The sequence below is a fragment of the Thioalkalivibrio sp. ALE17 genome (assembly GCF_000425605.1).
Lineage (GTDB): Bacteria > Pseudomonadota > Gammaproteobacteria > Ectothiorhodospirales > Ectothiorhodospiraceae > Thioalkalivibrio.
This window is the reverse complement of record NZ_AUDT01000003.1, coordinates 60,870-86,579: the sequence shown is the minus strand read 5'-3', so window position 1 is coordinate 86,579 and position 25,710 is coordinate 60,870. Positions and strand designations below refer to the sequence as shown.

The 25,710-nt window shown below is 67.3% G+C and carries 19 protein-coding genes; 10 read left to right on the top strand and 9 right to left on the bottom strand.

Annotated features, from left to right (window positions below):
• Positions 1–94: 94 nt before the first annotated feature.
• The 5 genes from pilQ to H609_RS0103575 are packed head-to-tail and all read right to left on the bottom strand — an operon-like array spanning position 95 to position 4,996.
• On the bottom strand, positions 95–2,227 hold the full coding sequence (gene pilQ, locus H609_RS0103595) for a type IV pilus secretin PilQ (RefSeq protein WP_028484342.1): 2,133 nt from the start codon (positions 2,225–2,227) through the stop codon (positions 95–97).
• 18 nt (positions 2,228–2,245) lie between these two features.
• Positions 2,246–2,788: a pilus assembly protein PilP gene (locus H609_RS0103590; protein ID WP_018865589.1), complete on the bottom strand. Its 543-nt coding sequence runs from the start codon at positions 2,786–2,788 to the stop codon at positions 2,246–2,248.
• Positions 2,788–3,369 (bottom strand): type 4a pilus biogenesis protein PilO, encoded by a 582-nt coding sequence (locus H609_RS0103585; RefSeq protein ID WP_028484341.1) that lies wholly within the window; start codon positions 3,367–3,369, stop codon positions 2,788–2,790. Before H609_RS0103585 ends, H609_RS0103590 begins: the two co-directional genes overlap by 1 nt.
• A complete protein-coding gene (locus tag H609_RS0103580) occupies positions 3,369–3,932 on the bottom strand; it encodes a PilN domain-containing protein (protein ID WP_018865587.1) in 564 nt (187 codons plus the stop codon). Before H609_RS0103580 ends, H609_RS0103585 begins: the two co-directional genes overlap by 1 nt.
• Complete coding sequence (locus tag H609_RS0103575; RefSeq protein ID WP_018876524.1) at positions 3,929–4,996, bottom strand: pilus assembly protein PilM; 1,068 nt, start codon at positions 4,994–4,996, stop codon at positions 3,929–3,931. The genes H609_RS0103580 and H609_RS0103575 overlap by 4 nt, the downstream gene beginning before the upstream one ends.
• 143 nt (positions 4,997–5,139) lie before the next feature.
• Between H609_RS0103575 and H609_RS0103570 the strand changes: the two genes are divergently transcribed.
• Both H609_RS0103570 and H609_RS0103565 read left to right on the top strand, forming a co-directional pair.
• Positions 5,140–7,518 carry a penicillin-binding protein 1A gene (locus H609_RS0103570; RefSeq protein WP_026332052.1) on the top strand — a complete coding sequence of 793 codons (2,379 nt, stop codon included), beginning with the start codon at positions 5,140–5,142 and terminating at the stop codon, positions 7,516–7,518.
• Positions 7,518–8,147 carry a hypothetical protein gene (locus H609_RS0103565; protein WP_019583680.1) on the top strand — a complete coding sequence of 210 codons (630 nt, stop codon included), beginning with the start codon at positions 7,518–7,520 and terminating at the stop codon, positions 8,145–8,147. The genes H609_RS0103570 and H609_RS0103565 overlap by 1 nt, the downstream gene beginning before the upstream one ends.
• 87 nt (positions 8,148–8,234) lie before the next feature.
• On the opposite strand, the gene hemE is transcribed toward H609_RS0103565, so the two are convergent.
• The 4 genes from hemE to rpsU all read right to left on the bottom strand — a co-directional run bounded on the left by hemE (position 8,235) and on the right by rpsU (position 11,509).
• The gene (gene hemE, locus H609_RS0103560; protein WP_019583679.1) at positions 8,235–9,290 is read right to left on the bottom strand and encodes a uroporphyrinogen decarboxylase; all 1,056 of its coding nucleotides are present in this window, start codon (positions 9,288–9,290) and stop codon (positions 8,235–8,237) included.
• Between the two features lie 8 nt (positions 9,291–9,298).
• Complete coding sequence (locus H609_RS0103555) at positions 9,299–10,705, bottom strand: FAD-dependent oxidoreductase (RefSeq protein WP_028484340.1); 1,407 nt, start codon at positions 10,703–10,705, stop codon at positions 9,299–9,301.
• Between the two features lie 98 nt (positions 10,706–10,803).
• Complete coding sequence (locus H609_RS0103550) at positions 10,804–11,253, bottom strand: GatB/YqeY domain-containing protein (RefSeq protein ID WP_018881419.1); 450 nt, start codon at positions 11,251–11,253, stop codon at positions 10,804–10,806.
• Positions 11,254–11,293: 40 nt separating this feature from the next.
• Positions 11,294–11,509 carry a 30S ribosomal protein S21 gene (rpsU, locus tag H609_RS0103545; protein WP_012981683.1) on the bottom strand — a complete coding sequence of 72 codons (216 nt, stop codon included), beginning with the start codon at positions 11,507–11,509 and terminating at the stop codon, positions 11,294–11,296.
• Positions 11,510–11,688: 179 nt separating this feature from the next.
• On the opposite strand from rpsU, the gene aroB reads away from it, so the two are divergent.
• From aroB to rpoD, 8 genes are all read left to right on the top strand, one after another.
• A complete protein-coding gene (gene aroB / locus H609_RS0103540) occupies positions 11,689–12,798 on the top strand; it encodes a 3-dehydroquinate synthase (protein ID WP_026280674.1) in 1,110 nt (369 codons plus the stop codon).
• 4 nt (positions 12,799–12,802) lie between these two features.
• Positions 12,803–13,972 carry a deoxyguanosinetriphosphate triphosphohydrolase gene (locus tag H609_RS0103535; protein ID WP_028484339.1) on the top strand — a complete coding sequence of 390 codons (1,170 nt, stop codon included), beginning with the start codon at positions 12,803–12,805 and terminating at the stop codon, positions 13,970–13,972.
• Positions 13,973–13,983: 11 nt separating this feature from the next.
• The gene (locus tag H609_RS0103530; protein ID WP_028484338.1) at positions 13,984–15,846 is read left to right on the top strand and encodes an SPOR domain-containing protein; all 1,863 of its coding nucleotides are present in this window, start codon (positions 13,984–13,986) and stop codon (positions 15,844–15,846) included.
• A gap of 447 nt (positions 15,847–16,293) precedes the next feature.
• Positions 16,294–20,757, top strand: a complete 4,464-nt coding sequence (gene gltB, locus H609_RS0103525; protein ID WP_028484337.1) for a glutamate synthase large subunit — start codon at positions 16,294–16,296, stop codon at positions 20,755–20,757.
• A 128-nt stretch (positions 20,758–20,885) separates the two neighbouring features.
• On the top strand, positions 20,886–21,284 hold the full coding sequence (locus H609_RS0103520; protein WP_028484336.1) for a nucleotidyltransferase family protein: 399 nt from the start codon (positions 20,886–20,888) through the stop codon (positions 21,282–21,284).
• Positions 21,269–21,679, top strand: a complete 411-nt coding sequence (locus H609_RS0103515; protein ID WP_028484335.1) for a DUF86 domain-containing protein — start codon at positions 21,269–21,271, stop codon at positions 21,677–21,679. Before H609_RS0103520 ends, H609_RS0103515 begins: the two co-directional genes overlap by 16 nt.
• A 66-nt stretch (positions 21,680–21,745) precedes the next feature.
• Positions 21,746–23,527 carry a DNA primase gene (dnaG, locus tag H609_RS0103510; protein ID WP_028484334.1) on the top strand — a complete coding sequence of 594 codons (1,782 nt, stop codon included), beginning with the start codon at positions 21,746–21,748 and terminating at the stop codon, positions 23,525–23,527.
• A gap of 215 nt (positions 23,528–23,742) precedes the next feature.
• A complete protein-coding gene (gene rpoD / locus H609_RS0103505) occupies positions 23,743–25,653 on the top strand; it encodes an RNA polymerase sigma factor RpoD (protein ID WP_018865574.1) in 1,911 nt (636 codons plus the stop codon).
• Positions 25,654–25,710: the final 57 nt, after the last annotated feature.

Sequence of the window (25,710 nt, the reverse complement as noted above, 5' to 3'; positions counted from 1 at the left end):
CTACTGGCTGGGTCCGACAAAGAAAAGCCGGGGACTGGCCCCGGCTTTTCGGATCAACTCCCGGTGCCTTCGGCAGCCGGGGTATCACGCGGACTCAGTCGAGCACGCGCGGGGTCACGAAGATCAGCAATTCGGCCTTGGTGTTCTCCGTGGAGCGGTTGCGGAACAGGTTGCCGAGGAACGGGATGTCCCCGAAGAACGGCACTTTCTCCAGGTTGGTGCGGCTGTCGATCTCGTACACGCCGCCCAGCACCACGGTCTCGCCATTGCCGACAAAGACCTGGGTCTCCACCTCGCGCTTGTTGATCCCCGGCACGCCGAGGATGACGCGCTGGCTGGGCTCATCCTTCTTGACGTTGATGTCGAGGATCACGTTTCCGTTCGGTGTGATCTGCGGCGTCACCTCGGTGGAAAGCACCGCCTCGATGAACTGGGTGGACGTCGCCCCGGAGGCGGTCGCCTCCTGATAGGGGATCTCCTCACCCTGCTTGATCGTGGCGGTCTGGCCGTTGGCGGTGATGACACGCGGGCTGGAGATGATCTCGCCGCGACCCTCGACCTGCAGGGCCGACAACTCGAGATCCAGCAACACGCCGCTACGCAGAATGCTCAGGCCTGCCTGCCCGGCATTACCACCGGCCGGCAGCGAACTGTTCAGCCGATCGCCAATGGCAAGGCCACCCATGTCCCCGGGACTCGTCCCCAGGGCGCTGTTCGAGCCTTCCAGCGATCCGGACAAACCCGCAGGGGTGCGTCGATCACTTCCACGAGTAGCGCTGATCCCAAAACGAGCGCCCAGTTCGCGGTTGAAGGTGTCCTCCGCGATCACGATACGAGTCTCGATCAGGACCTGCTGGACCGGGACGTCCAGCGTAGAGACCAGACGACGCACGTCCTCGATCCGGCTCTGAGTGTCCTGCACCAGCAGGGTATTGGTACGCGTATCGATGGTGATGCTGCCACGCTCGGACAGGAACTGGCCGCCATCACCACCCCGGATCAGCGAGGCAATCTGTTCCGCCTGGGCGAAGTTGATCTGCACGAACTCGGTGCGCAGGGGCTCCAGCTCCTGGCGGTCACGCTGTGTCTCCATCTCCTGGCGCTCGCGCGCGGCGATCTCCTGGCTGGGGGCGACGTACAGGACGTTGCCGTCCATGCGCTTGTCGAGGCCGCGGGCGCGCAGAATGATGTCCAGCGCCTGGTCCCAGGGGACGTTGTTCAACCGCAGCGTGATGTTGCCCCCCACGGTATCGCTGACCACGATGTTCAGATCGGTGAAGTCCGCCAGCAGCTGCAGGACGGAGCGCACCTCGATGTCCTGGAAATTCAGCGACAGGCGTTCACCCTCGAATTCCTCTTCCTCACGCGCACGGGCCTGGCGCTCCGCCTCGGAGATCGGGGCGACCTCGAGGACAAACTGGCGGTCGCTCTGGTAGGACAGGATCTCGTATTCCCCGCGCGCCTCGACCTCCATACGCACGCGGTCACGTTCCGCGACGGTGTCGATCATATGCACCGGGGTGGCAAAGTCGACGACGTCGAGGCGGCGCTCGAGGGCTTCGTCGATCATCGCGCGGGGGAAGGTCATCTCGATGCGCCCCGCCTGCTCACGGACGTTGATCTCGGCGCCGGAGCGCGAGAGATCGACCTCGACGCGACCCTCGCCCTCGCTGCCGCGACGGAAGTCGATTCCGGTAATCTCGACCGGGCGCGCACTGCGGGTGACCGGGGTCGGTTCACCCGCGCGGTCCACGACCTGCTGGGTTCGGGCATCCGCCTCGGAGACCCCGCGACCCAGGGTCAGGATCAGGTTATTGCCCTCCACCCGGGTCTGGTACTCGGAGGCCTGGGTCAGATTGAGGACCACGCGCGTGCGGTTGCCCGCCTCTACGGAGCTTGCGCGCAGGATGGGCCCCACGTTCAGGTCGGTCTCGCGCTGTGGCAACGAGTTGCCCACGTTGGGCAGATCCAGCGCAATACGCGGCGGCGAATCAATCGCGAAGGCACGGATGTCGGAAGGCGGCGCTTCGGAGAAGCGCAGGTTCACCTGCACCCGGTCCCCGCTTAGGCTGCCGGCCCGGATCTCTTCCAGTTCGGTGGCAGCCACCCCCTGGGACACCATGAACAGCAGGCCGGCCACGACCGTCCCTGCGAAAGCGCGCATGGAAGAACCCATGTTGAATCCCCTGTTGGTTATGCCGACCTTGCGGCGAATGCTCGTCATCATGTTCTTCTCCCCCAACCGCTATTCGGTCAGCGCTACCGAATTCTCGCGTTCCACATGTCCCCCGAAGGCATCCGGCACCACCTCGATCAACCGGATCTGGGTGGGCGTGATTTCGACGATTTCGCCGTGGTTCTGTCCCATGTAGTTGCCTTCCGTTACCCGCTGGACCCCGCGGTCCGGGGTTCGGACCAGGGCATAGCGAACGCCATGCTGCTCCAGCGACCCGACCATACGCAGGGAATCCAGCGGGAAGCCCTCGAGGAACTCGCGCGGGCGATCGGGATCGACCTCGGCATCACCCGGCTGCCCCTCGGCCGCCGCCAGCTCCGGCTGCGCGATTACCGACGAGTCAAACGGCGACCGCGTATGTCCGGGATAGAGGTACGGTTCGTGCGGGTCCAGGGTCGGGATCGGCTCGATCCCGCTCCCCGGGCGCTCCTTTACCTCGGCGATATAGCGCTCGAGGTCGCGGTTATCCTGGGTGCAGCCGGAAAGCAGGAAGCCACCCGCCAGCACCAGGGCCAACCCGGGCCACACCACCTGCATGGAAGAATGCTTCATCAGTTCTCCTCCAGGTAGCGGTAGGTACGGGCGACCGCATCCATCAGCAGGTCATTGTCGGAATCACCGGGACGGATATGCATGTTGTGCATGGTCACCACCCGAGGCAGGGCCGACACCCCGCTGGCGAACTCGGCAAGGTCCTCGTATCCACCGCGGACCCGCAGCCGGATCGGGACCTCGGCGTAGAAGTCACGGCGGTTCTCGCCGCGGGGCTCGAACAGCTCGATTTCCAGCCCCGCCTGCAATCCGGTCTGCGAGATGTCCACCAGCAGACTGGGGATCTCCGCGCTGCTGGGCAGCAGCTCGAGCAGGGAGGCGAACATGCGCTCCATCTCCTCGAGCTGGTCCTCGTAGGCCTGAAGGTTGGCAGCGCGCTGCTGTTTGTCCTCGAACTCGTCGCGCAGCTGCAGCTCACGGCTCTCCGCGCGCTCGAGATCCGTGCGCTGATCACCGATGAACAGGTAGTAGGACAGGCCGAGGATGGCCAGGACAATCACGACCAGGATCAGGCCCTTGACGCCCCAGGAGGCCTCCCCGATGTTGTTGAAGTCGATCTGGTTGAGTTCCTTGAGATCCATCAGGAATCCCCCTCTTCGGCATCCGGCCGGGTCTGCGTGGCATCCAGACGGAAGTCACGCACCTGGAGACGGCCCTCTTCCCGGGTCTCGATGATCTGCAGGTTGGAACTGCCCAGCCAGGGCGACGCGTCGATCCGGCGCATCAGCGCGGAGATCCGCGTGTTGGACTCGGAACGCCCGACCAGCCGGACATTCTCGCCCTCCTGACGAACCTCGCTGAGGAATGTGCCATCGGGCAGCGTCTCGACCAGCTGGTCAAACAGGTGGACCGCCTCGGGACGGCGGGCCTGCAGGGTCTGGATCACTTCCATGCGGGCGATAAGCGCCTCGCGCTGCTCGTCCAGATCTCGGATCCGGGCAATCTGGCGGTCCAGCTCGCGGATCTCGCTCTCCAGCATCTGGTTGCGCGACTGCTGATGGTCAATCAGCGCGCCCATGAAGCTGTAGCCAGCGAAGGCCAGCAGAACGCCGACCACGGCGGCGCCGCCGGCCGCACCGAAGAACTGCTTGCGCCGTTGCTCGCGGGCCTTCTCGCGCCAGGGAAGGAGGTTGATGTAGATCATGACGCATACCCCCGCATGGCCAGGCCACAGGCGGTCATCAGCGCCGGGGCATCATTGGCGAAGCGTTCCTGGTTGACCCGCTTGGCCAGCGCCATGCCGCGGAACGGATTGGCGATGGAGACCGGCGTGCCGGCAGCCTCCTCCAGCAGTTCGTCCACACCCGGGATGGCCGCACACCCGCCGCCCAGGAGGATGTGGTCGATGGTGTCCTGCGGGCGCGTGACGTAGAAGTACTGCAGCAGCCGCTGGATCTGGTCGACCATGGTCTGCTTGAAGGGCTCGAGGATGGAGCTGCCGTAGTCGGCCGGCAGGTCACCGCTCATCTTGGCGGACCCGGCTTCCTGATAGTTCATGCTGTAGCGGCGCATGATCTCCTCGGTAAGCATGCGACCGCCGAAATTCTGCTCGCGGGTGTAGACCACGCCCTCGTCCTGGCTGACGACGTACACCGCGGTGACCGAGGAGCCGACGTCCACCACCGCCACGATAGGCTTGCTTTCGCGATCGGGGATCTGCTCCATCAGGCGCTCGGCGGTGTGCTCGATCGCGTAGGCCTCGACGTCCACCAGCTCGGGGGTCAGCTTGGCGGCCTCGGCAATGGCCACGCGCGAATCGACGTTCTCGCGGCGCGAGGCCACCACGAGGACATCCACCATCTGCGGGTTCTTCTCGTTCTTGCCCAGGACCTGGAAGTCCAGGTTGACCTCTTCGAGGGTGTAGGGGATGTACTGATCGGCCTCCACGAAGACCTGGCCTTCGAGTTCCGCATCGCCCAGCGCGGCCGACATTTGAATGGTCTTGGTGATGACAGCGGAAGAGGGGACGGCCATCGCACAATGCTTGAGTCGAGTCCCGGACCGCTTGACCGCCCGGGCCAGGGCATTGCCCACGGCCTCGGTGTCCTGACAGACCTTGTCGACCATCACCCCGTCCGGCAACGGCTCGACCGCGAAGGCCTCGACCCGGTACCCCTTACCCTGTCGCGCCAGCTCCAGCACCTTGACGGCTGCCGAGCTGATGTCCACGCCCAGGACCCCATGTTTGGATTTTCCGAGACTCAGCACACATCCCCCTGTATACCCCAACGAAAGTAACTGGTAGCGTTACAATCACGTATGCTAGCTCGTTCACAATATACACCGCGACTTCGAGGTTGCAAGTCGCATTGAATGCGACTTCTCACCTTGGCCTCACTTTTTTTGCTGTCATGAATCCGGTCTTGAAGATTATTTCGGCGCTGCTGGCCCTGATTCTGGCAGCCGGTATCGGCCTGTCCGTCGCCCTGGCGGCCCTGTACATCTACTATGCGCCCACCCTCCCCGAGGCGGACGCCGTGCGGGACGTACGCCTGCAGACACCCCTGCAGGTACGCAGTGCGGATGGACGCCTGATGGGCGAGTTCGCGGAAGAACGGCGCATCCCGGTGCCGATCGACGCCATCCCGCAGCAGGTTCGCGACGCCTTTATCGCGGCCGAGGACGAGCGCTTCTACGATCATCCCGGCGTGGACGTGATGGGCCTGGCCCGGGCCGCGCTGAACCTCGTCTCCACCGGCGGCCAGCGCACCCAGGGCGGCAGCACGATCACCATGCAGCTGGCGCGCAACATCTTTCTTACGCGCGACCGTACGTATGAACGCAAGCTCCGCGAGATCTTCCTGGCGATCCGTCTGGAACAGGAAATGTCCAAGGACGAGATCCTCGAGCTGTATCTGAACAAGATCTACCTGGGCCAGCGGGCCTACGGTATCGAGGCCGCCTCGCGGGTCTACTTCGGCCGGTCGCTGGAGGATCTGGAACTGGACGAGATCGCCACCCTCGCGGCCCTGCCCAAGGCCCCCTCCACGACCAACCCGGTCGCCAGCCCCGAACGCGCCGAGATCCGCCGCAACTATGTGCTGCGACGGATGCTGGAGACCGGCGCCATCGACGAGGCCGCCTTCGAAACGGCGGTGTCGCGCCCGGTCCTGTCGGAACGCCACACCGCCGCGACCGAAATCGACGCCCACTGGGTCGCGGAGATGGCACGCCAGATGGTTGTGAACCTGTGGGGTGACGAGGCCTATCGCCGCGGGCTCCAGGTGCACACCACGATTGATTCCCGCCAGCAGGAAGCGGCCAATCAGGCCCTGCGGGAAGGATTGCTGGAATATGACGAACGTCACGGTTTTCGCGGTCCGGAGATGCGCATTCCGGAGGCCACACTGGACGATTCCGATGCCCGCGAACGGGCACTGAAGGCCATCGGCATCCACGGACGCCTGCTTTTTCCCGCAGTGGTGCTAGGCCTGGACGAGGACGGGACCCTGCGGGTCGACGGTGGCCGCATCGGCGAGCAGACAATCCTGCCGGAGGACCGCGAATGGGCCGGATCGCCCGATTTCGCCCGCGGCGACGTCATCCGCATCCGCCCCTACACCGACGGGCGCTGGCGCCTGGCGCAGAAGCCGGAGGTTACCGGGGCCGTGATCGCGCAGGCCCCGGAGGACGGTGCCATCACAGCCCTGGCCGGCGGGTTCGATTTCTTCGAGAACCGCTACGACCGGACGACCCAGGCCCAGCGCCAGCCCGGCTCGGCCTTCAAGCCACTGGTGTACGCCCTCGCCCTGCGCGAGGGCTACCGCCCCGAAGGGACCGTCATCGACGCCCCGATGGTCTTCAACGACCCGGCGCTCGGGGCGGAATGGCGGCCCCAGAACTACACCCGGCGTTTCCATGGCGAGACTACCCTGCGCGAGGCACTGGCCAACTCCCGCAACCTCGCGTCCATCCGGCTGCTGGACCGCCTGGGTACCGGGAACGTCCACCTGGAACTGACCCGCTTCGGCCTGGACCTGGAAACCCAGCCAAACAACCTGTCCATGGTCCTGGGCACGGGGACCCTGACCCCGCTGCAGCTCAACAACGCCTATGGGGTATTCGCCAGCGGCGGCCGCCTGAACAGCCCCTGGATCATCACCCGCATCGAGACCGTGGATGGCGAGGTGCTCTACGAGGCCCCCACCGAACGCGCCTGCCCGGCCCCCTGCTCCAGCCCCAAGGGGCAGGACCTGCCGCTGGTCGCGAGCAGCGGGCCCCTGCAGTACACCGACCCCACTCCGGTCCTGCAGCCCGGGGTCGCCTGGCAGATGGGCGAGATGCTGCGCGGCGTCATCACCTCGGGCACGGGCCGGCGCGCCCTGGAGCTCGGGCGCTCCGACCTGGCCGGCAAGACCGGCACCACCAACGATTACCGCGACGCATGGTTCGCCGGGTTCAACGCGGACCTGGTCGCGACCGCCTGGATCGGGTTTGACGACAATCGCGAACTGGGCCGGCGCGAGAGCGGCGGACGTGCGGCACTGCCGATCTGGACGCGCTTCATGGGGAGCGTTCTGGCGGATGAGCCGGAACGCCCGATGGAGCGCCCCGACGACCTCGTGCGCGTCGCCATCCTGCCGAATGGCCAGCGCGCGCCCAGTGACGACACGCCGGGCGCGCGCAACCAGTGGCTACTGCCCCATCAGATCCCGGAGCGCGGCCACGTGATCCCGGGGAGCAACGGAGACGGCGACAGCGGCAGTCAGCAACCCGAACTGGTGTTTTGATGGGCACCCCTTCGCGTATCCGCCAGGAACTGGCGCAGGAGGCCGCGCGCATCATGCTGGACGACGGCATCCGCGACTTTGCGCTCGCCAAGCGCAAGGCCGCCGAGCACCTGGGAGTAGACTACCGTCACGAGATGCCCGGCAATCTGGAGATCCAGGATGCCGCCATCGAGCGCAGCCGGCTGTTCGCCAGCCCGGCCAGCCGCGCTGCCTATCGGGAACGACTGGCGGCGGCCCTGATCGTGATGGAGCGCCTGCGCCATCTCGAGCCGCGCCTGGTCGGCCCCCTGCTCCAGGGCCTGGTCGAATCCCAGCCCCTGCTCAATCTGCATGGTTTTGCCGAGACCGTGGAGGAGGTGATCCTGGAACTGGGTGAACGGGGTATCCAGTGCGAGACCGGGGAACGCCGCTATCGCAGCCGTCAGGGCCGCGAGCAGCGCATTCCCTTCCTCGCCTTTCGCGGACCCGACGACACCGACGTGGAACTGACGGTCTTCCCGCTGGACGGGTTGCGCCAGTCGCCCCCCTCCCCGGTGGACGGGCGACCGATGCCCCGGGCCACGCGCGCGGAGGTAGAAAGGCTGCTAGCAGAGGCCGACGCCGAAGAAGCGCCGGCACCGGCGGACTGAGCGGGGCCTCAAGAGCAGGCGCCGCCAGCGCAAAGCGCAGTTCGTGGAATGTCCCGGCCCGTCCGGGCCGCCGCGAGCCGGATGCCGCTATCGGCCGTAGTTCGTGACCGTATCCACCATCGCGGCAACGCGCTCGGGGTCGATCCCCGGGTGGACGCCATGACCCAGGTTGAAGACGTGGCCGGTATCGCGATCGAAGCCGTCCAGCACCCGCCGCGTCTCCTCGCGCACCACGGCCTCCGGCGCGTAGAGCACCGACGGGTCGAGATTGCCCTGCAACGCGACGCGGTCGCCGACCCGCCGGCTGGCCTCGCCGATCTCGATGGTCCAGTCCAGGCCCAGGGCATCCGCCCCGGTATCGGCCATCGTCTCCAGCCAGGCACCGCCGCCCTTGGTGAACAGCGTCACCGGCACACGGCGACCGTCGTTCTCTCGGATCAGGCCATCGACGATGCGCTGCATGTAGGCCAGCGAAAACTCGCGATAGGCGCGCGGGGTCAGGGAACCGCCCCAGGTGTCGAAGATCATCACCGACTGGGCGCCGGCGCGGATCTGCGCGTTGAGGTAGTCGGTGACCGCAGTGGCCACCTTCTGCAGCAGGGCGTGCATCGCCTGCGGCTCGCCGTACATCAGACGCTTGGTCTCGGCGAAGTCGCGCGAGCCCTGGCCCTCGACCATATAGGTCGCCAGGGTCCACGGGCTGCCGGCGAAGCCGATCAGCGGCACCTGCCCGTCCAGCTCGCGGCGGATCAGGCGCACCGCATCCATCACGTAGCGCAGTTCCTGCTCCGGATCGGGCACCGGGAGGTTCTCGATCGCCTCCAGCGTGCGGACCGGCTCGCGGAATCGCGGGCCCTCGCCGGTCTCGAAGTACAGCCCCAGCCCCATCGCATCCGGAATGGTCAGGATGTCGGAGAACAGGATCGCGGCGTCCAGCGGGAACCGGCGCAGCGGCTGCATGGTGACTTCGCAGGCCAGCTCCGGGTTCTGGCAAAGGCTCATGAAGCTGCCGGCCTGCGCACGGGTCTCGCGGTATTCCGGCAGATAGCGACCGGCCTGGCGCATGATCCAGATCGGCGGACGGTCCACCGGCTCGCGCAACTGGGCCCGCAGGAGACGATCGTTTTTCAGGCTATTGGACATCGAAAGGCTCAGACGCCGAGGTATTCGAGGATGCCTTCGGCGGCCTCGCGGCCCTCGAAGACGGCGGTGACCACCAGGTCGGAGCCGCGCACCATGTCGCCGCCGGCAAACACCTTCGGGTTGCCGGTCTGGAAGGCATGCTCGCCCGCGGTCTGCACGCGCCCGCCCTCGTCGATACCGATCTTGTAGTCGGCAAACCAGTCGGAGGGCGACGGACGAAAGCCGAAGGCGATCAGCACCCGGTCGGCCGGGATCACGTGCTCGGAGCCGGGGACCGGTTCGGGACGGCGGCGGCCGCGTTCGTCCGGGGCACCCATCTGGGTGCTCACGACCTTTACGCCCTCCACCTTGCCGTCGCCGACGATCTCCACCGGCTGCACGTTGAATTCGAAGTGCACGCCCTCTTCGCGCGCATGCACCACTTCCTTGCGCGAGCCGGGCATGTTCTCTTCGTCGCGCCGGTAGGCGCAGGTCACCGAGGCGGCGCCCTGGCGAATCGAGGTGCGGTTGCAGTCCATCGCGGTATCGCCGCCGCCCAGCACGACCACGCGCTGCCCGGCCATGTCGATGAACTCGCCGCCCTCTTCCTGCGGCCAGTTCATCACCTGGCGGATGTTGGAGATCAGGAACGGCAGGGCCGGATACACGCCCGGCAGGTCCTCGCCGGGAAAGCCGCCCTGCATCGCCGTGTAGGTGCCCATGCCGAGGAACACGGCATCGTATTCCTCCAGCAGGGCGTCCATCGCGATGTCGCGGCCGATCTCGGTATTCAGCCGGAACTCGACCCCCATGCCCTCGAGGATCTCGCGGCGGGTGCGGATGACGTGCTTTTCCAGCTTGAACGGCGGGATGCCGAAGGTCAGCAGGCCGCCGATCTCCGGATAACGGTCATACACCACCGCCTGCACGCCGTTACGCGCCAGGATATCGGCGCAGCCCAGCCCCGCGGGGCCGGCGCCAATCACCGCGACCCGCTTGCCGGTCGCGGTGACGTCAGAGAGATCCGGGCGCCAGCCGGCCTTCAATGCCTCGTCGGTGATGTACTTCTCGACCGAGCCGATGGTGACCGCGCCGAAGCCGTCATTCAGGGTGCAGGCGCCCTCGCAAAGACGGTCCTGCGGGCACACGCGGCCGCAGACCTCGGGCAGGGAGTTGGTCTTGTGCGAGAGCTCGGCCGCGGCAAACAGGTTGCCTTCCTCCACCAGCTTCAGCCAGTTGGGGATGAAGTTGTGGACCGGGCATTTCCATTCGCAATAGGGATTGCCGCAAGCCAGACAGCGGCCCGCCTGCTGCCCCGCGGTCGCCGGGTCGAACTGACCAATGATCTCGCCGAACTCGTGGATACGAATCTCGGCGGGGGTCTTCTGAGGGTCCTGGCGCGGCAGGTCCAGGAACTGCATCGGATTGGAAGCCATGGATCACTCGCTCCGACGGGAACCGGCGGCATGACGCCACGGGGTTCAACCGTTCATGCGTTCAGGAATGGTCCGTTTCGCTCAAACGAGCGTAACGGTCAAGAATGCCCCAGTGCGGACCGGACCTTCTGGCTCACCTGACCCATGTCGGCACGACCGAAGACCCGGGGCTTGAGTACGCCCATCACCTTGCCCATGTCGCCGGGGGCTGCGGCGCCGGTCTCGGCGATCGCCTCCTGCACCAGCTGATCGAGGGCCGCCGCATCCAGCGGCTCCGGCATGTATTCCTCGATGATGGCGATCTCGGCGGCCTCGCGCGCGGCGAGATCCTCGCGACCACCCTTCTGGTACTGATCAATGGAGTCGCGCCGCTGCTTGAGCATGCGATTGAGGATTGCCAGAACGGTGTCGTCGTCGGCCTCGCGCCGCTCGTCGACCTCGAACTGCGACACCTCGGCCTGAATCATGCGCAATGCCGCCAGGCGGTCCTTCTCCCGGGCCCGCATGGCCTGCTTCACGTCATCCTGCAACCGGGCCTTGAGCGACATGGTCGGGTCCTCGGGTCCGGGCAGCTACCCGGACAGGGGTTCAGTACAGGCGCACCCGGCGGGTCATGTCGCGGGAGTTCTTCTTCAACTGGCGCTTCACCGCGGCCGCGGCCTTACGCTTGCGTTCGGTGGTCGGCTTTTCGTAGTACTCGCGGCGGCGGACTTCCGCGACCACACCGGCCTTCTCGCAGGTGCGCTTGAAACGGCGCAGGGCGACCTCGAAGGGCTCATTCTCACGAACTCGTACGTGCGGCATACAATCTCCGAAACGGATGCTGGATCTTTTCGATCAAAAACAACAAAACCGGCCGCCAACACTCCGGGCGACCATGCAGAACTCCCTATGGTAATCCAACCCGCACCAATTGCAAAAGTCCGTGAAGCGATCCGCAGCACGGCGCATGCCCGGCTTACGCCACCATCGGCCCGCACGCTATGATGGCGCCCATGGAAAGCCTCAATGTCGAACTGGGCGAGCGCGCCTACCCGATCCACATCGGGCCGGGCATGCTGGCCGCCCCGGAACACCTGCGCCCGGCGCTGGCGGGCCGGCGCGTCGCGGTGGTGACCAACACCACCGTGGGCCCCCTGTACGGCGACGCCCTGCGCCGCAGCCTCGCGGCCTGCGACCTTGACGGCGAGCCGTTGTGGATCGAACTGCCCGACGGCGAACAGCACAAGACCCTGGCCACGGTGGAGAGCATCCTGACCCGGCTGCTGGAGGCTCGCCTGGACCGGGGCAGCCGGATTGTCGCCCTCGGCGGAGGCGTCGTCGGCGACATCGCCGGGTTTGCCGCCGCCATCTATCAGCGCGGCATCGACTTTGTGCAGGTGCCAACCACCCTGCTCGCTCAGGTCGACTCCTCCGTGGGCGGCAAGACCGGGGTCAACCACCCGCTGGGCAAGAACATGATCGGCGCCTTCCACCAACCGCGCGCGGTCGTGATCGACACCGACACCCTGAAGACCCTGCCCCGGCGCGAGCTGCAGGCCGGCCTGGCCGAGGTCATCAAGTACGGCCTGATCCGCGACGCCGACTTCTTCGCCTGGCTGGAGGAGCACATCGACGCCCTCGGCGCGCTGGACCCGGAGGCGCTGGCCTACGCCATTCGCCGTTCCTGCGCCTGCAAGGCCGAGATCGTCGCCGCCGACGAGCGCGAGGGCGGCATCCGCGCCCTGCTGAACCTGGGCCATACCTTTGGCCACGCGATCGAGGCCGGCATGGGCTATGGCGCCTGGCTGCACGGCGAGGCCGTCGGCACCGGCATGGCCATGGCCGCACGCATGTCGGAGCGCATGGGCTGGCTGGACCGCGCCGGCCGCGAACGCGCGGAGGCCCTGATCCGACGCGCCGGCCTGGCCCTGGAGCCCCCGGCCGAGGTCACCCCGGAGCGCTTCCGCGAATTGATGGCCATCGACAAGAAGGTCGCCAGTGGCCGCCTGCGGCTGGTCCTGCTGCGCGGCATTGGCGAGGCCGTGCTGACCGACGCATTCGATCCGGCGGCCCTGGACCATACCCTGCGCGAGCATGCCCGTGTCGCCTGAGGCCATGACCACGCCCGGCAGCCTCACACCGGGACTGGCACCCTGGGCCTGCGATCCCGCGCACTCGCGCGGGCGCGCCCAGACGGAGCCCGCCCCCCGCCACCGCAGCGACTTCCAGCGCGATCGCGATCGCATCGTGCACTCCAGCGCCTTTCGCCGCCTGGAGTACAAGACCCAAGTCTTCATCAGCCACGAGGGCGACCTGTTCCGCAACCGTCTGACCCACTCGCTGGAGGTCGCGCAGATCGGGCGCTCGATCGCGCGCGCCCTGCAACTGAACGAGGACCTGGTCGAAGCCATCGCCCTGGCGCATGACCTCGGCCACACGCCGTTCGGGCACGCCGGGCAGCACGCCCTGAATGCCTGCATGCGCGAGCGCGGCGGCTTCGAGCACAACCTGCAGTCCCTGCGCATCGTCGATCTGCTGGAGCGCCACTACGCCGAGTTCGACGGCCTCAACCTGACCTTCGAGACGCGCGAGGGCATCCTCAAGCACTGCTCGCCCGAAAAGGCCCGCCAGCTGGGCGAGGTCGGGGTGCGCTTCCTGCAGAAGGAACAGCCGAGCCTGGAGGCCCAGCTCGCCAACGTGGCCGACGAGATCGCCTACAACAATCACGACGTCGACGACGGCCTTCGCTCCGGCCTGCTCACCATGGACCGCCTCGCCGAGGTCACCCTGTTCCGCGACTGCCGCGAGAAGGTCCAGGCCCGCTATCCGGATCTGGATCCACGACGAACCCAGCACGAGACCGTGCGCCGCATGATCGACACCCTGGTCAGCGACCTGATCGGGAGCAGCCAGGCGGCCATCGACCGCCACCGCCCGCAGTCCGCCGATGACGTCCGCCGCGCCGGGGAGGCCCTGATCCGCTTCAGCCCGGAGGTGGCCGAGCAGGCGCGTGAACTCAAGGGCTTCCTGCGCGAGAACCTCTACCATCACCATCAGGTCCACGGGGTCATGCACAAGGCACGTCAGCTGATCCACGACCTGTTCGCCGCGTTCGAGTCCGAGCCCCGCTTGATGCCCGAGAACTTCCAGCGCCACGCGGACGCAATCGCCGCGCATGATCCGCACGCCCTGCAACGCGCCATCGCCGACTACATCGCCGGCATGACCGACCGCCACGCCATCCGCGAACACCACCGCCTGTTCGACCTGGGCACGCTGACCTGAGACCGAATCCGATGGCGCTTTCCGAACAATGCCTGGAACAACTCGGCCTGCACGCGCCGCCGTTTGACGACGCCCCCGACGAGACCTTCATCTACAGCGACCCGCTGCTGGACGGCCAGCTGGAATCGGCACGGGCTGCTCTGAACGGCCCCGGGGCGGTCGTCCTGATGACCGGGGAGAACGGCTCCGGACGCAGCCTGCAGCTGATGCGGCTGCTGGCCATGCTGCCCGACCCGTTCGAGCTGATTGCCTTCCGCGCACGGATCAATACCCAGTTCGAATCGGTGGACAACACCATTCGCAACTACCTGCGCTCGCAGAACGCGGACGACCCCGACCGCCCCCTGACCGAACTGCTGGCCGACCGCGTCGCCGACGGCGTCGACCCTGTCATTGCTATGGACGACGCCCACCTGGTGGGGACCGACATCGTCAACAATCTGATGCGGATGCGCAGCGAGGTCCTCGCCAAACACGGCCGCGCCCCGCGCATCATCCTGGTGGGGTCCGGCGGCCTGCTGCGCCGCCGCCTGTACCTGCCCGACCCCTCCGACGAGGATCAGGTCACCCGGGTCAGCCTGCGCGCCTTCAACCTGGAACAGACCGCGGCCTACCTGCGCCATCGCCTGCAGGCGGCGGGCCTGACCGACCCCGACCGCCTGCTGGACGCGGACGCCATTGCCCACCTGCAGACCACCAGCCAGGGCCTGCCGGGCAACCTCAACCGCGAGGCCAACAGCTTTCTCGAACGCCAGTGCCGCAGCGAGCGCCGGGCCGGCGCCGCGGCGACCACCGGCAGTGCCGCGCCCGGCGTGGCCGCAGGGGACGCCGCCGAGGTCGATACCCCCGACCCGGAACCGGACACAGAAGAACCGGCCTTTCACGCCGCTCGCAGGGAGCCCGAGCCGACCCCCGAGCCCGCCCCGGAACCGGAACCGAGCCTCCGGGCGAGCCGCGACGACGAGGACTTCACGCCCGCGGCCGAAGCCCTGTCCGCCTCCACCGCCGAGCCTCCCGCCCCGGAGAGCTCCGCGAGCGAGCCGGGCAGCATTGCGGCCGACGACCGTATCCCCGAGCCCCCGGCACCGGAAAACGCCGCGTTCTGGAACCAGCGCTGGTTCGTACCCGCCGTCGCCATCACCGTGGCACTGGGGATCGCCGCACCGGTCGCCTGGCAACTGCTGGAGGGCGAGCCCGCGCCCGCCGACAGCGAGATCATCGAGCTGCCCCTGCCCGAACCGCGCGTCACCGAGGCCGAGCCCGAACCCAGGCCCGAGCCGGCGCCCGCGCACGATGACGAGATCGCCGTGGCCGACCCGCTGGATCTGCCCCCGCCGGCCGCGGCCGAACCGTCCGCGCCCGGGACCGACTCCCCGGAACCGGCCGCAGAAGCACCCGAACCCGAACCTGAACCCACCGCAGAAGCCGGTGACGCAGAACCCGCTCCGGAGCCGGAGCCAGCACCCGAGCCGGAGCCAACCCCCGAGCCCGCACCGGAACCGGCGCCAGAGCCGGAACCGGAACCCGAGCCGGAACCCGCCGCCGAAGCACCGGCCGTGGACGACGCCGACGCCGCGCGTCTGGCCAGTGACCGCGACTGGCTGAACAACCAGGACGGCAGCGCCACGACCATCCAGCTGCTGGCCGCGCCGAACATGGAGGCCGCACGCGCATACGCGGACCAGCACGATCTGGGTGCCATCCGCTACATCCCGACCCGGGTCAACAACCGCGACTTCGTGGTCATCCTGGCCGGAGTCTTCTCCGACCGGGCGGCCGCCCAGCGCGCCGCCGAGGACCTGCCGGCCGCAGTGCGCAACGACGAGCCCTGGATCCGCTCCATCGGCTCCGTCCAGAACGCCGTCCGCGACTAGCTCCCGCTCTGTTTGTGCACCACGAAGCACACGAAGGCACGAAGAAGGTCAAGAGCTTTTCACCACAGAGGGCACAGGGCACAGGGCACAGGGCACAGGGCACAGGGCACACAGAGAAATGCAAAGTCTTTTCATGGTCGGTGGGCCAAAGCGGGGGCGATGTGTTTTGCCCTTCCACCTTGAATTGCTCCGAGCACTCCGTGTCCTCTGTGGTGCAAAACGCTTTTGAAGTTGACCTACTTCGTGCCTTCGTGAGCTTCGTGGTGAACAGCCCTGCCGGGCTTTACCTGCGCGGGTGTCGTGTCTTTTTGACCGGGCCCGGTTTGCCGGGAGAATGGCGGTTCGCTATATTCCTGCGCCTTTTTTCGTGTTCTTGTTCCCAGGGACGGCCCTGACCCACGTACCGCGCCCGCGCAAGGCCCTGCGCGCTGCGACCGGAGTTCACCGATGCGACAGAACCAACTGAACGGCACCCTCTACCGCCCCGAATTCGAGCGCGACAACTGCGGCTTCGGCCTCATTGCGCACATGGACGGCGTCGCCAGCCACTGGGTGGTGGACACGGCAATCAAGGCACTGGAACGCATGACCCACCGCGGCGCGATCGCCGCGGACGGCAAGACCGGCGATGGTTGCGGGCTGCTGATGAAGGCCCCCGAGGCCTTCCTGCGCACCCTGGCCTCGGAGTCGAACATCGAGCTGGCCGAGCGCTTCGCCGCCGGTATCGTGTTCATCAACCCGGAAAAGATCGCCGAGACGCGTGCCGCCGTGGAGAACGCGATCGAGCGCGGCCCGCTTACGCTTGCCGGCTGGCGCGAGGTCCCGGTCAACCCGGAAGACGCCTGTGGTGCCGAGGCCCTGAAGAGCCAGCCGCACATCCTGCAGGTGTTCATCAACGCCCCGGCCGACATGGACGGCGATGACTTCGAGCGCGCCCTGTTTGTGGTACGCCGCCGCGCCGAGATCGCGATGGGCGACGACCCGGTGTTCTACGTGCCGAGCCTGTCCGCGCGCGTGGTCTCCTACAAGGGCCTGGTGATGCCGGAAAACCTGCCGGTGTTCTACCGCGACCTGCAGCGCCCGGAGCTGGAGACCGCGATCTGCGTGTTCCACCAGCGCTTCTCCACCAACACCTTCCCGCAGTGGGGCCTGGCGCAGCCGTTCCGCTTCCTCGCCCACAACGGCGAGATCAACACCGTGCAGGGCAACCGCAACTGGGCGGTCGCGCGCCAGCACAAGTTCGCCACCGAGAAGCTGCCGGAACTGGCCGAACTGGAACCGCTGGTGAACCTGGAGGGCTCCGACTCGCAGAGTCTGGACAACATGCTGGAGGTGCTGCTGGCCGGCGGCATGGACCTGTTCCGCGCGATGCGCCTGCTGGTCCCGCCGGCGTGGCAGAACGTCGCGCACATGGACTCGGACCTGCGCGCGTTCTACGAATACAACTCCATGCACATGGAACCCTGGGACGGCCCGGCCGGGATCGTGCTGACCGACGGCCGCTACGCCGCCTGCACCCTGGACCGTAACGGCCTGCGCCCGGCGCGCTACGTGATCACCAAGGACCGCCACATCACCCTGGCCTCGGAGATCGGCGTATATGACTACGCGCCCGAGGACGTGGTCGCCAAGGGTCGCCTGAAGCCCGGGCAGATGCTGGCCGTGGACACCGAGTCCGGCGAGCTGCTGCAGCCCGAGGATATCGACCGCATCAACCGCACCCGCCAGCCCTATCGCCAGTGGCTGCGCGCGCAGGTGCACCATCTGAAGAGCCAGCTGGACGACAACCAGCTGTTCTCCGGCGAACCGATGCCACCCGAACGGCTGGAGACCTACGAGAAGCTGTTCGACGTGACCTTCGAGGAACGCGACCAGATCCTCCGCGTGCTGGCCGAGGCCGGCCAGGAGGCCGTCGGTTCCATGGGCGACGACACCCCATTTGCGGTGCTCTCCCGCCACACCCGCTCGCTGTTCGACTACTTCCGCCAGCAGTTCGCCCAGGTCACCAACCCGGCGATCGACCCACTGCGCGAAAGCATCGTGATGTCGCTGGAGACCTGCTTCGGCCGCGAGCAGAACCTGTTCGAGGAGACCCCGGACCACGCCCACCGGCTGGTGTCCGACTCCCCGGTGCTGTCCGAGGCCAAGTTCCGCGAGCTGTGCAACCAGACCGAGGACGCCTTCCGCGTCGAGCGCATGGACCTGAACTACGACGTCCACTCCGGCTCGCTGGAGGACGCCGTAAAGGCCCTGACCGAGCGCGCGGTCGAGGCCGTGCGCGAGGGCGCCGTGGTGCTGGTGCTCTCGGACCGCGGCATCGACCCGGAACGCCGCCCGATCCCGGCCGCGCTGGCCGTCGGCGCGGTGCACCACGCGCTGATCCGCGCCAAGCTGCGCACCGACGCCAACATCGTCGCCGAGACCGCGACCGTGCGCGACCCGCACCACTTCGCGGTGCTGCTCGGCTACGGCGCGACCGCGATCTACCCGTACCTGGCCTACTCCGCGTTGCACGGCATGTGCCAGTCCGGCGAGATCCCGAACGCCGACCCGCTGACCCTGGCGCAGAACTACCGCCGCGGCATCAACAAGGGGCTGTTCAAAATCCTGTCCAAGATGGGCATCTCCACCATCGCCAGCTACCGCGGCGCGCAGCTGTTCGAGATCGTCGGCCTGGCCGACGAGGTCGTGGACACCTGCTTCACCGGCACCACCAGCCGCATCAAGGGCACCCGCTTCGCCGATATCGAGGCGGACCTGGAGACGCTGTCCAAGCGCGCCTGGAACCCGCGCAAGAGCGCCGGCCAGGGCGGCCTGCTGAAGTACGTCCACGGTGGCGAGTACCACGCCTACAACCCGGACGTGATCCAGACCCTGCACCGCGCCGTGCAGTCCGGCGACTACGGCGTGTACCAGGAATATGCAGACCTGGTGAACGAACGCCCGGTGACCGTGCTGCGCGACCTGCTGAAGGTCCGCGACGACATCGAGCCGATCGCGCTGGACGAGGTCGAGCCCGAGGCCGAGATCCTGCCGCGCTTCGACTCCGCTGGCATGAGCCTGGGCGCGCTGTCGCCGGAGGCCCACGAGGCCCTGGCCACCGCGATGAACCGCCTCGGCGGGCGCTCCAACTCCGGCGAGGGCGGCGAGGCCGTCTCCCGCTACGGCACCGAGCGCATGTCCAAGATCAAGCAGGTGGCCTCCGGCCGCTTCGGCGTGACCCCGCACTACCTGGTCAACGCCGAGGTGCTGCAGATCAAGGTTGCCCAGGGCGCGAAGCCCGGCGAGGGCGGCCAGCTGCCGGGCCACAAGGTCAACAAGATGATCGCGGAGCTGCGCTACTCGAATCCGGGCGTGGCCCTGATCTCGCCGCCGCCGCACCACGACATTTACTCCATCGAGGACCTGGCGCAGCTGATCTTCGACCTCAAGCAGGTCAATCCGGATGCGCTGGTCTCGGTGAAGCTGGTCTCCGAGGCCGGGGTTGGCACGATCGCCGCCGGCGTGGCCAAGGCCTACGCCGACCTGATCACCATCTCCGGTTACGACGGCGGCACCGGCGCCAGCCCGCTGACCTCGGTGAAGTACGCCGGCACCCCGTGGGAGCTGGGCCTGACCGAGACCCACGCGACCCTGCGCGGCAACGACCTGCGCGACAAGGTGCGGCTGCAGACCGACGGCGGCCTGAAGACCGGCCTCGACGTGATCAAGGCGGCGATCCTGGGTGCGGAGAGCTTCGGCTTCGGCACCGGCCCGATGGTCGCGCTGGGCTGCAAGTACCTGCGGATCTGCCACCTGAACAACTGCGCAACGGGTGTCGCCACGCAGGACAAGGTGCTGCGCATGAACCACTTCATCGGCCTGCCCGAGATGGTCATGCACTACTTCCAGTTTGTCGCCCGCGAGACCCGCGAGTGGATGGCGAAGCTGGGCGTGCGCAGCCTGACGGATCTGATCGGCCGTACCGATCTGCTGGAGATCCTGCCGGGCGAGACGCCGAAGCAGCAGCACCTGGACCTGAACGGCCTGCTGGCCAGCGGCGACCTCGCCGACAAGCCACGCTTCTGCAAGGAGCCGAAGAACGAGCCGTTCGACAAGGGCGAGCTGGCCGAGAAGATGGTCGCCGAGATGCTCGAGGCGATCGAGAACAAGGCCGGTGGCGAGTACCGTTTCGACGTTGCCAACACCGACCGCTCGATCGGCGCGCGCCTGTCCGGCGAGATCGCCAAGCGCCACGGCAACCAGGGCATGTCCGATGCCCCGATCACCGTGCGTATGAGGGGCACGGCCGGGCAGAGCTTCGGCGTCTGGAACGCCGGCGGCCTGCACCTGTACCTGGAAGGCGATGCCAACGACTACGTCGGCAAGGGCATGACCGGCGGCAAGCTGGTGATCCGCCCGCCGGAAGGCTCGGGCTTCGCCAGCCAGGACACCACCATCATGGGCAACACCTGCCTGTATGGCGCGACCGGCGGCAAGCTGTTCGCCGCCGGCCAGTGCGGCGAACGCTTCGGGGTGCGCAACTCCGGCGCGATCGCCGTGGTGGAAGGCATCGGCGACCACGGCTGCGAGTACATGACCGGCGGCGTGATGGTGGTGCTGGGCAACACCGGCATCAACTTCGGCGCGGGCATGACCGGCGGCTTCGCGTTCGTGCTGGACCGGGAGAACGACTTCCCGGACCGCATCAACAACGAGCTGATCGACCTGCACCGCCTCGACACCGAGGACATGGAGGCGCACCGCAACTATCTCGAGGAACTCATCACCGAGTTCGTGCACGAGACGGACAGCGCCTGGGGCCGCGAGATCCTGGAACGTTTCGACGACTACCAGGGCTCGTTCTGGCTGGTGAAGCCCAAGGCCTCCGAACTCCGGGGCCTGCTGGCCAACCTGCGCCAGGCCGCCTGACCCGCCACCCGGCGGCACGACGACGCGGGCCCCTCACGGGGCCCGTTTTGTTTTGGCCCGTCTCAGTGCGGAACCGAGGCGTTTGGAGAACCGTCGGGCAAGCCGATACTCCTGCTAGACTCGAGGCCATGGAAACGAGAGCCGAAATTGCGGATATCCGGCGCACGCTGGAACAACATCCGGAACTGGAGCTGGCCATCCTGTTCGGATCGCTGGCTCGCAGCGGCGCACGGTTCGACAGCGACCTCGACCTCGCCGTCAGCGCCGGATCGCCGCTGGGCACACAGGCACGCATCGAGCTGGTCGATGCGCTGGCCGCGGCCACCGGGCGTCCGGTGGACCTCGTGGACCTGACGCAGGCAGGCGAGCCCCTGCTGGGCGAGATCATGACCCGGGGTATCCGCATGCTCGGCAGCGATGAGGCCCACGCGCGCTACCTGACCCGTCACCTGATCGAACAGGCCGATTTCCTGCCCTACCGTAATCGCATCCTGGCCGAGCGGAGAGACGCGTGGACCCGCGCGTAGTCGAGCAGAAACTCGAGACCCTACGGTACTGCGTTAACCGGGTCAGCCAGCGTTGCCCCGCCACGGCCGAGGAACTGGCCCGGGACCCGGACACTCAGGACATCATTGCCCTGAACTTGTCGCGCGCCGTGCAGCAATGCGTAGACATCGGGGCACACCTGGTCACCTCGCTCGACCTCCCGCCGCCCAACACCATGGGCGAGACGTTCGACCGCCTCGTCGAAGGCGGCGTGATCGAGCAGACCCTGGCCGAGCGACTCAAGAAGGCGGTCGGCTTCCGCAACATCGCCGTGCACAACTACGAACGCATCAACTGGGACATCACCCACTCGGTCTGCTCCCGGCATCTGGATGATTTTCGGGCCTTCGCACGCGTGGTTTCCGACCACATCTGACCCACAAGCCGCGGCAGCCGGTATCATCCGGATACCCCCACGGCTCAGGCACCCCAGCAGACCCCCATGGCAGGCCTCATTCCACAGGCATTTATCGACGAGCTGCTCGAGCGCAGCGACATCGTCGAGGTGATCCAGCGCCGCGTGAGCCTGAAGAAGGCCGGGCGCGAGTTCGCCGCCTGCTGTCCGTTCCACGGCGAGAAGACGCCGTCGTTCTATGTCTCGCCGCAAAAACAGTTCTATCACTGCTTCGGCTGCGGGGCGCACGGCACGGCCATCAGCTTCCTGATGGAGTACGAGAACCTGAGCTTCCCCGAGGCGGTGGAGCAGCTGGCCGAACAGGCCGGACTGGAGGTCCCGCGCGAGGCCGGAGGGGACGACAAACGCGAGGCCCACGCCCCGCTGTACGAGGCCCTCAACGCGGCCGCCGACTACTACGTGCAGCAGCTGCGCCAGACGCCGAAGGCGGTCGAATACCTGAAAAACCGTGGCATCGACGGCACGACCGCCCGCGACTACCAGATCGGCTGGGCCCCGCCCTCGGGCCTGCTTGAGGCCCTCAAGCCCCGCTTCACCCCGCAGCAACTGGTGGATGCCGGGCTCGCCGCGCGCCGCGACGACGGCGGCATCCGCGAGCGCTTCCGCGGGCGCATCATGTTCCCGATCCGCGACCGGCGCGGGCGCATTACCGGCTTCGGCGGGCGCCTGATCGAAGACGGCGAGCCGAAGTACCTGAACAGCCCGGAGAGCGAGGTCTTCCACAAGGGACAGACCATCTACGGCCTGTTCGAGGCTCGCAAGGCCGGCACCCGGCTGGATGACATCGTGGTGGTCGAGGGCTATATGGACGTGGTCGGACTGGCCCGCGCCGGTTTTCGCCGAGCGGTGGCCTGCATGGGCACCGCCCTGACCCGCGCCCACCTGGACAGCCTGTTCCGCCAGGTCTCGCGCATCACCCTGTGCTTCGACGGCGACGCCGCCGGGCGCCGCGCGGCCTGGCGCTCACTGGCCGAGGCCCTGCCCGCGATCCAGGGCCTGCGCGAGGTGCGCGTGCTGTTTCTGCCCGAGGGGGACGACCCCGACAGCCTGGTGCTGCGTGACGGCCTCGCCGGCTGGGAGGAACGGCTGGCCGGTGCCCTGCCCCTGTCCGAGACGCTGGTCCGGCTGCTGCGCGAGGAGCACCCGACCGACACCGCCGAAGGCCGCACCCGCTTCGCGCATGCCGCGATGAAGCTGGTCGCCACCACGCGCGATCCCCTGTTCCGCGACCAGTTGGTCGAACGCATCGCCGAGGAGACCCATCTGAGCCACGAGCGCCTGGAACAGGTCTTGTCCGAGCAGCCCCCCGAACCCGCCCGCGCGACGGCCTCGGGTTCGGGGGGCGATCTTCCGGCCAACCCCACCGCCAGCCGGGCACCCGGCGGCGAAAGCCCGCCGGCCCTGTGGGGCGCCCTCCTGGCGCGTGTCCTGCAACACCCGGAACTCGACTGGTCGCAACCGGAAATCCGCCAGCTCGTCGAACTGCCCGGCGTGGCCGCGGCCACCCTGCGCGAGCTCCTCGCCGCCCTGGACGAAAACCCCGAACGGCATACCGCCGGGCTGCTGGAACGCTTCCGCGAGGAACGCCACTTCCAGCGCCTGATGGCCCTGGCCCACCAGGCCCTGGACGACGGCGAGGTGGCCGTCACCCGGCAGACGGCGCTGGACTGCGCCCGCCAGCTCCTGCGCCAGCACTACCGCTCGCGAATTCGTGAACTGACTCGCCCCGGCACCGAGCTGGGGACGGAACAACGCGCCGAGCTCGCCCGTCTTACCGAGCAGCTGCAGCGATTCGACCGGCCGCAATAGCCAGCCCGGGCCTTGAAGCGGACGCGATTGCCCGCATTGTTCAGACAGCCGGAGGGCGCCACACGGCGCGCCGCGCAGGGCCTTGACCGCAATCAGCGTCCGGCAACCGGCAATATAAGAATCTTCTGCTACAATACAGGATTGATTTTTCTGCGCCCCAATTTCCTAGAGCCGTCCTGTAGCGGCTCGACCAAGCACCTCGGAGTACGACCGCAATGAATCGTGAAGAGCAGCAATCCCAGCTCAAGGAACTGATTGCCAAGGGCAAGGAGCAGGGATACCTCACGTATACCGAGGTGAACGACCACCTGCCCGACTCGATCATCGACTCCGACCAGGTCGAGGACATCATCGCGATGATCAACGACATGGGCATCGCGGTGCACGAGCAGGCCCCGGACGCCGACAGCCTGCTGTTGTCCGACGGCTCCGTCTCCGCCGACGAGGACGCCGAGGACGCCGTGGCCGCGCTCGCCTCGGCCGATTCCGATTTCGGTCGCACCACCGACCCCGTGCGCATGTACATGCGCGAGATGGGCACGGTCGAGCTGCTGACCCGCGAAGGCGAGATCCGCATCGCCAAGCGCATCGAGGAAGGCCTGATGCAGGTCCTGTTCGCGCTGGCTCACCACCCGGGCGCGATCGAACGACTGATCCACGAGTACGACCAGATTGTCGAAAACAACGGCCGTCTGACCGACCTGGTGGTCTCCTTCATCGACCCGAACGACCACGCCAACGGCGAGGCCGTGGCCCGCGGCCTGGTGACGCCGGAACAGGCGCAGAAGGCCCAGGACGAGCAGAAGGCCGCGGCCGCGGCGGCTGCCGAACAACAGGCCAGCGCCGAGCTGGATGCCATCGTCGACGAGGTGGAGGACGCCGAGGAAGACGAAGAAGCCGCCGAACCAGTCGACACCGGCCCGGACCCGGAAGAGGCCCGCGAACGCTTCGAGAAGCTGCGCAAGCTGCACGCCAAGGCCCACAAGGCCTTCGAGAAGGGCAACCGCGAGGCCTACGCCGTCGCGCGCGAGGCCACCGCCAAGTACTTCATGGAGTTCAAGCTGGTCCCGCGCATGGTCGACCAGCTGACCACCCAGCTGCACGGCAGCATCGACCAGATCCGCCGCCACGAGCGCCGCATCATGGCGCTGGCCGTGGAACAGGCGCAGATGCCGCGCAAGACCTTCATCGACAGCTTTCCCAAGAACGAGACCAACCTCGACTGGATCAAGGAAGCCTGCAAGGCCAAGGGCAAGTACACCACCGCCCTCGCCGAGCACGAGGACGAGATCGTGCGCCTGCAGAAAAAGCTCGCCGAGATCGAGCACGAGGCCAGCCTGAACATCTCCGAGATCAAGGAGATCAACCGCCGCATGTCCATCGGCGAGGCCAAGGCCCGCCGCGCCAAGAAGGAGATGGTCGAGGCCAACCTGCGCCTGGTGATCTCCATCGCCAAGAAGTACACCAACCGCGGCCTGCAGTTCCTCGACCTCATCCAGGAAGGCAACATCGGCCTGATGAAGGCGGTGGACAAGTTCGAATACCGCCGCGGCTACAAGTTCTCGACCTACGCCACCTGGTGGATTCGCCAAGCCATCACCCGCTCCATCGCGGACCAGGCCCGGACCATCCGCATCCCGGTGCACATGATCGAGACCATCAACAAGCTCAACCGCGTCTCCCGCCAGATGCTGCAGGAGATGGGCCGCGAGGCCACGCCGGAAGAGCTGGCCGAGCGCATGGAGATGCCCGAGGACAAGATCCGCAAGGTGCTGAAGATCTCCAAGGAACCGATCTCCATGGAGACCCCGATCGGCGACGATGAAGACTCCCACCTGGGCGACTTCATCGAGGACGAAAAGGTCGCCTCGCCGTCGGACTCCGCCGCGCAGGAAAGCCTCACCGAGGCCACCCGCGAGATCCTCTCCACGCTGACCCCGCGCGAGGCCAAGGTCCTGCGCATGCGCTTCGGCATCGACATGAACACCGACCACACCCTCGAAGAGGTCGGCAAGCAGTTCGACGTCACCCGCGAACGCATCCGTCAGATCGAGGCCAAGGCCCTGCGCAAGCTGCGCCACCCGACTCGCGCCGAACTGCTGCGCACCTACACCGACGCCGAGTAACCGGCGTCCCGGCCGAACGGCCGGAACCTGCCCTGCCGCTGCGGCGCCATCGCTCCC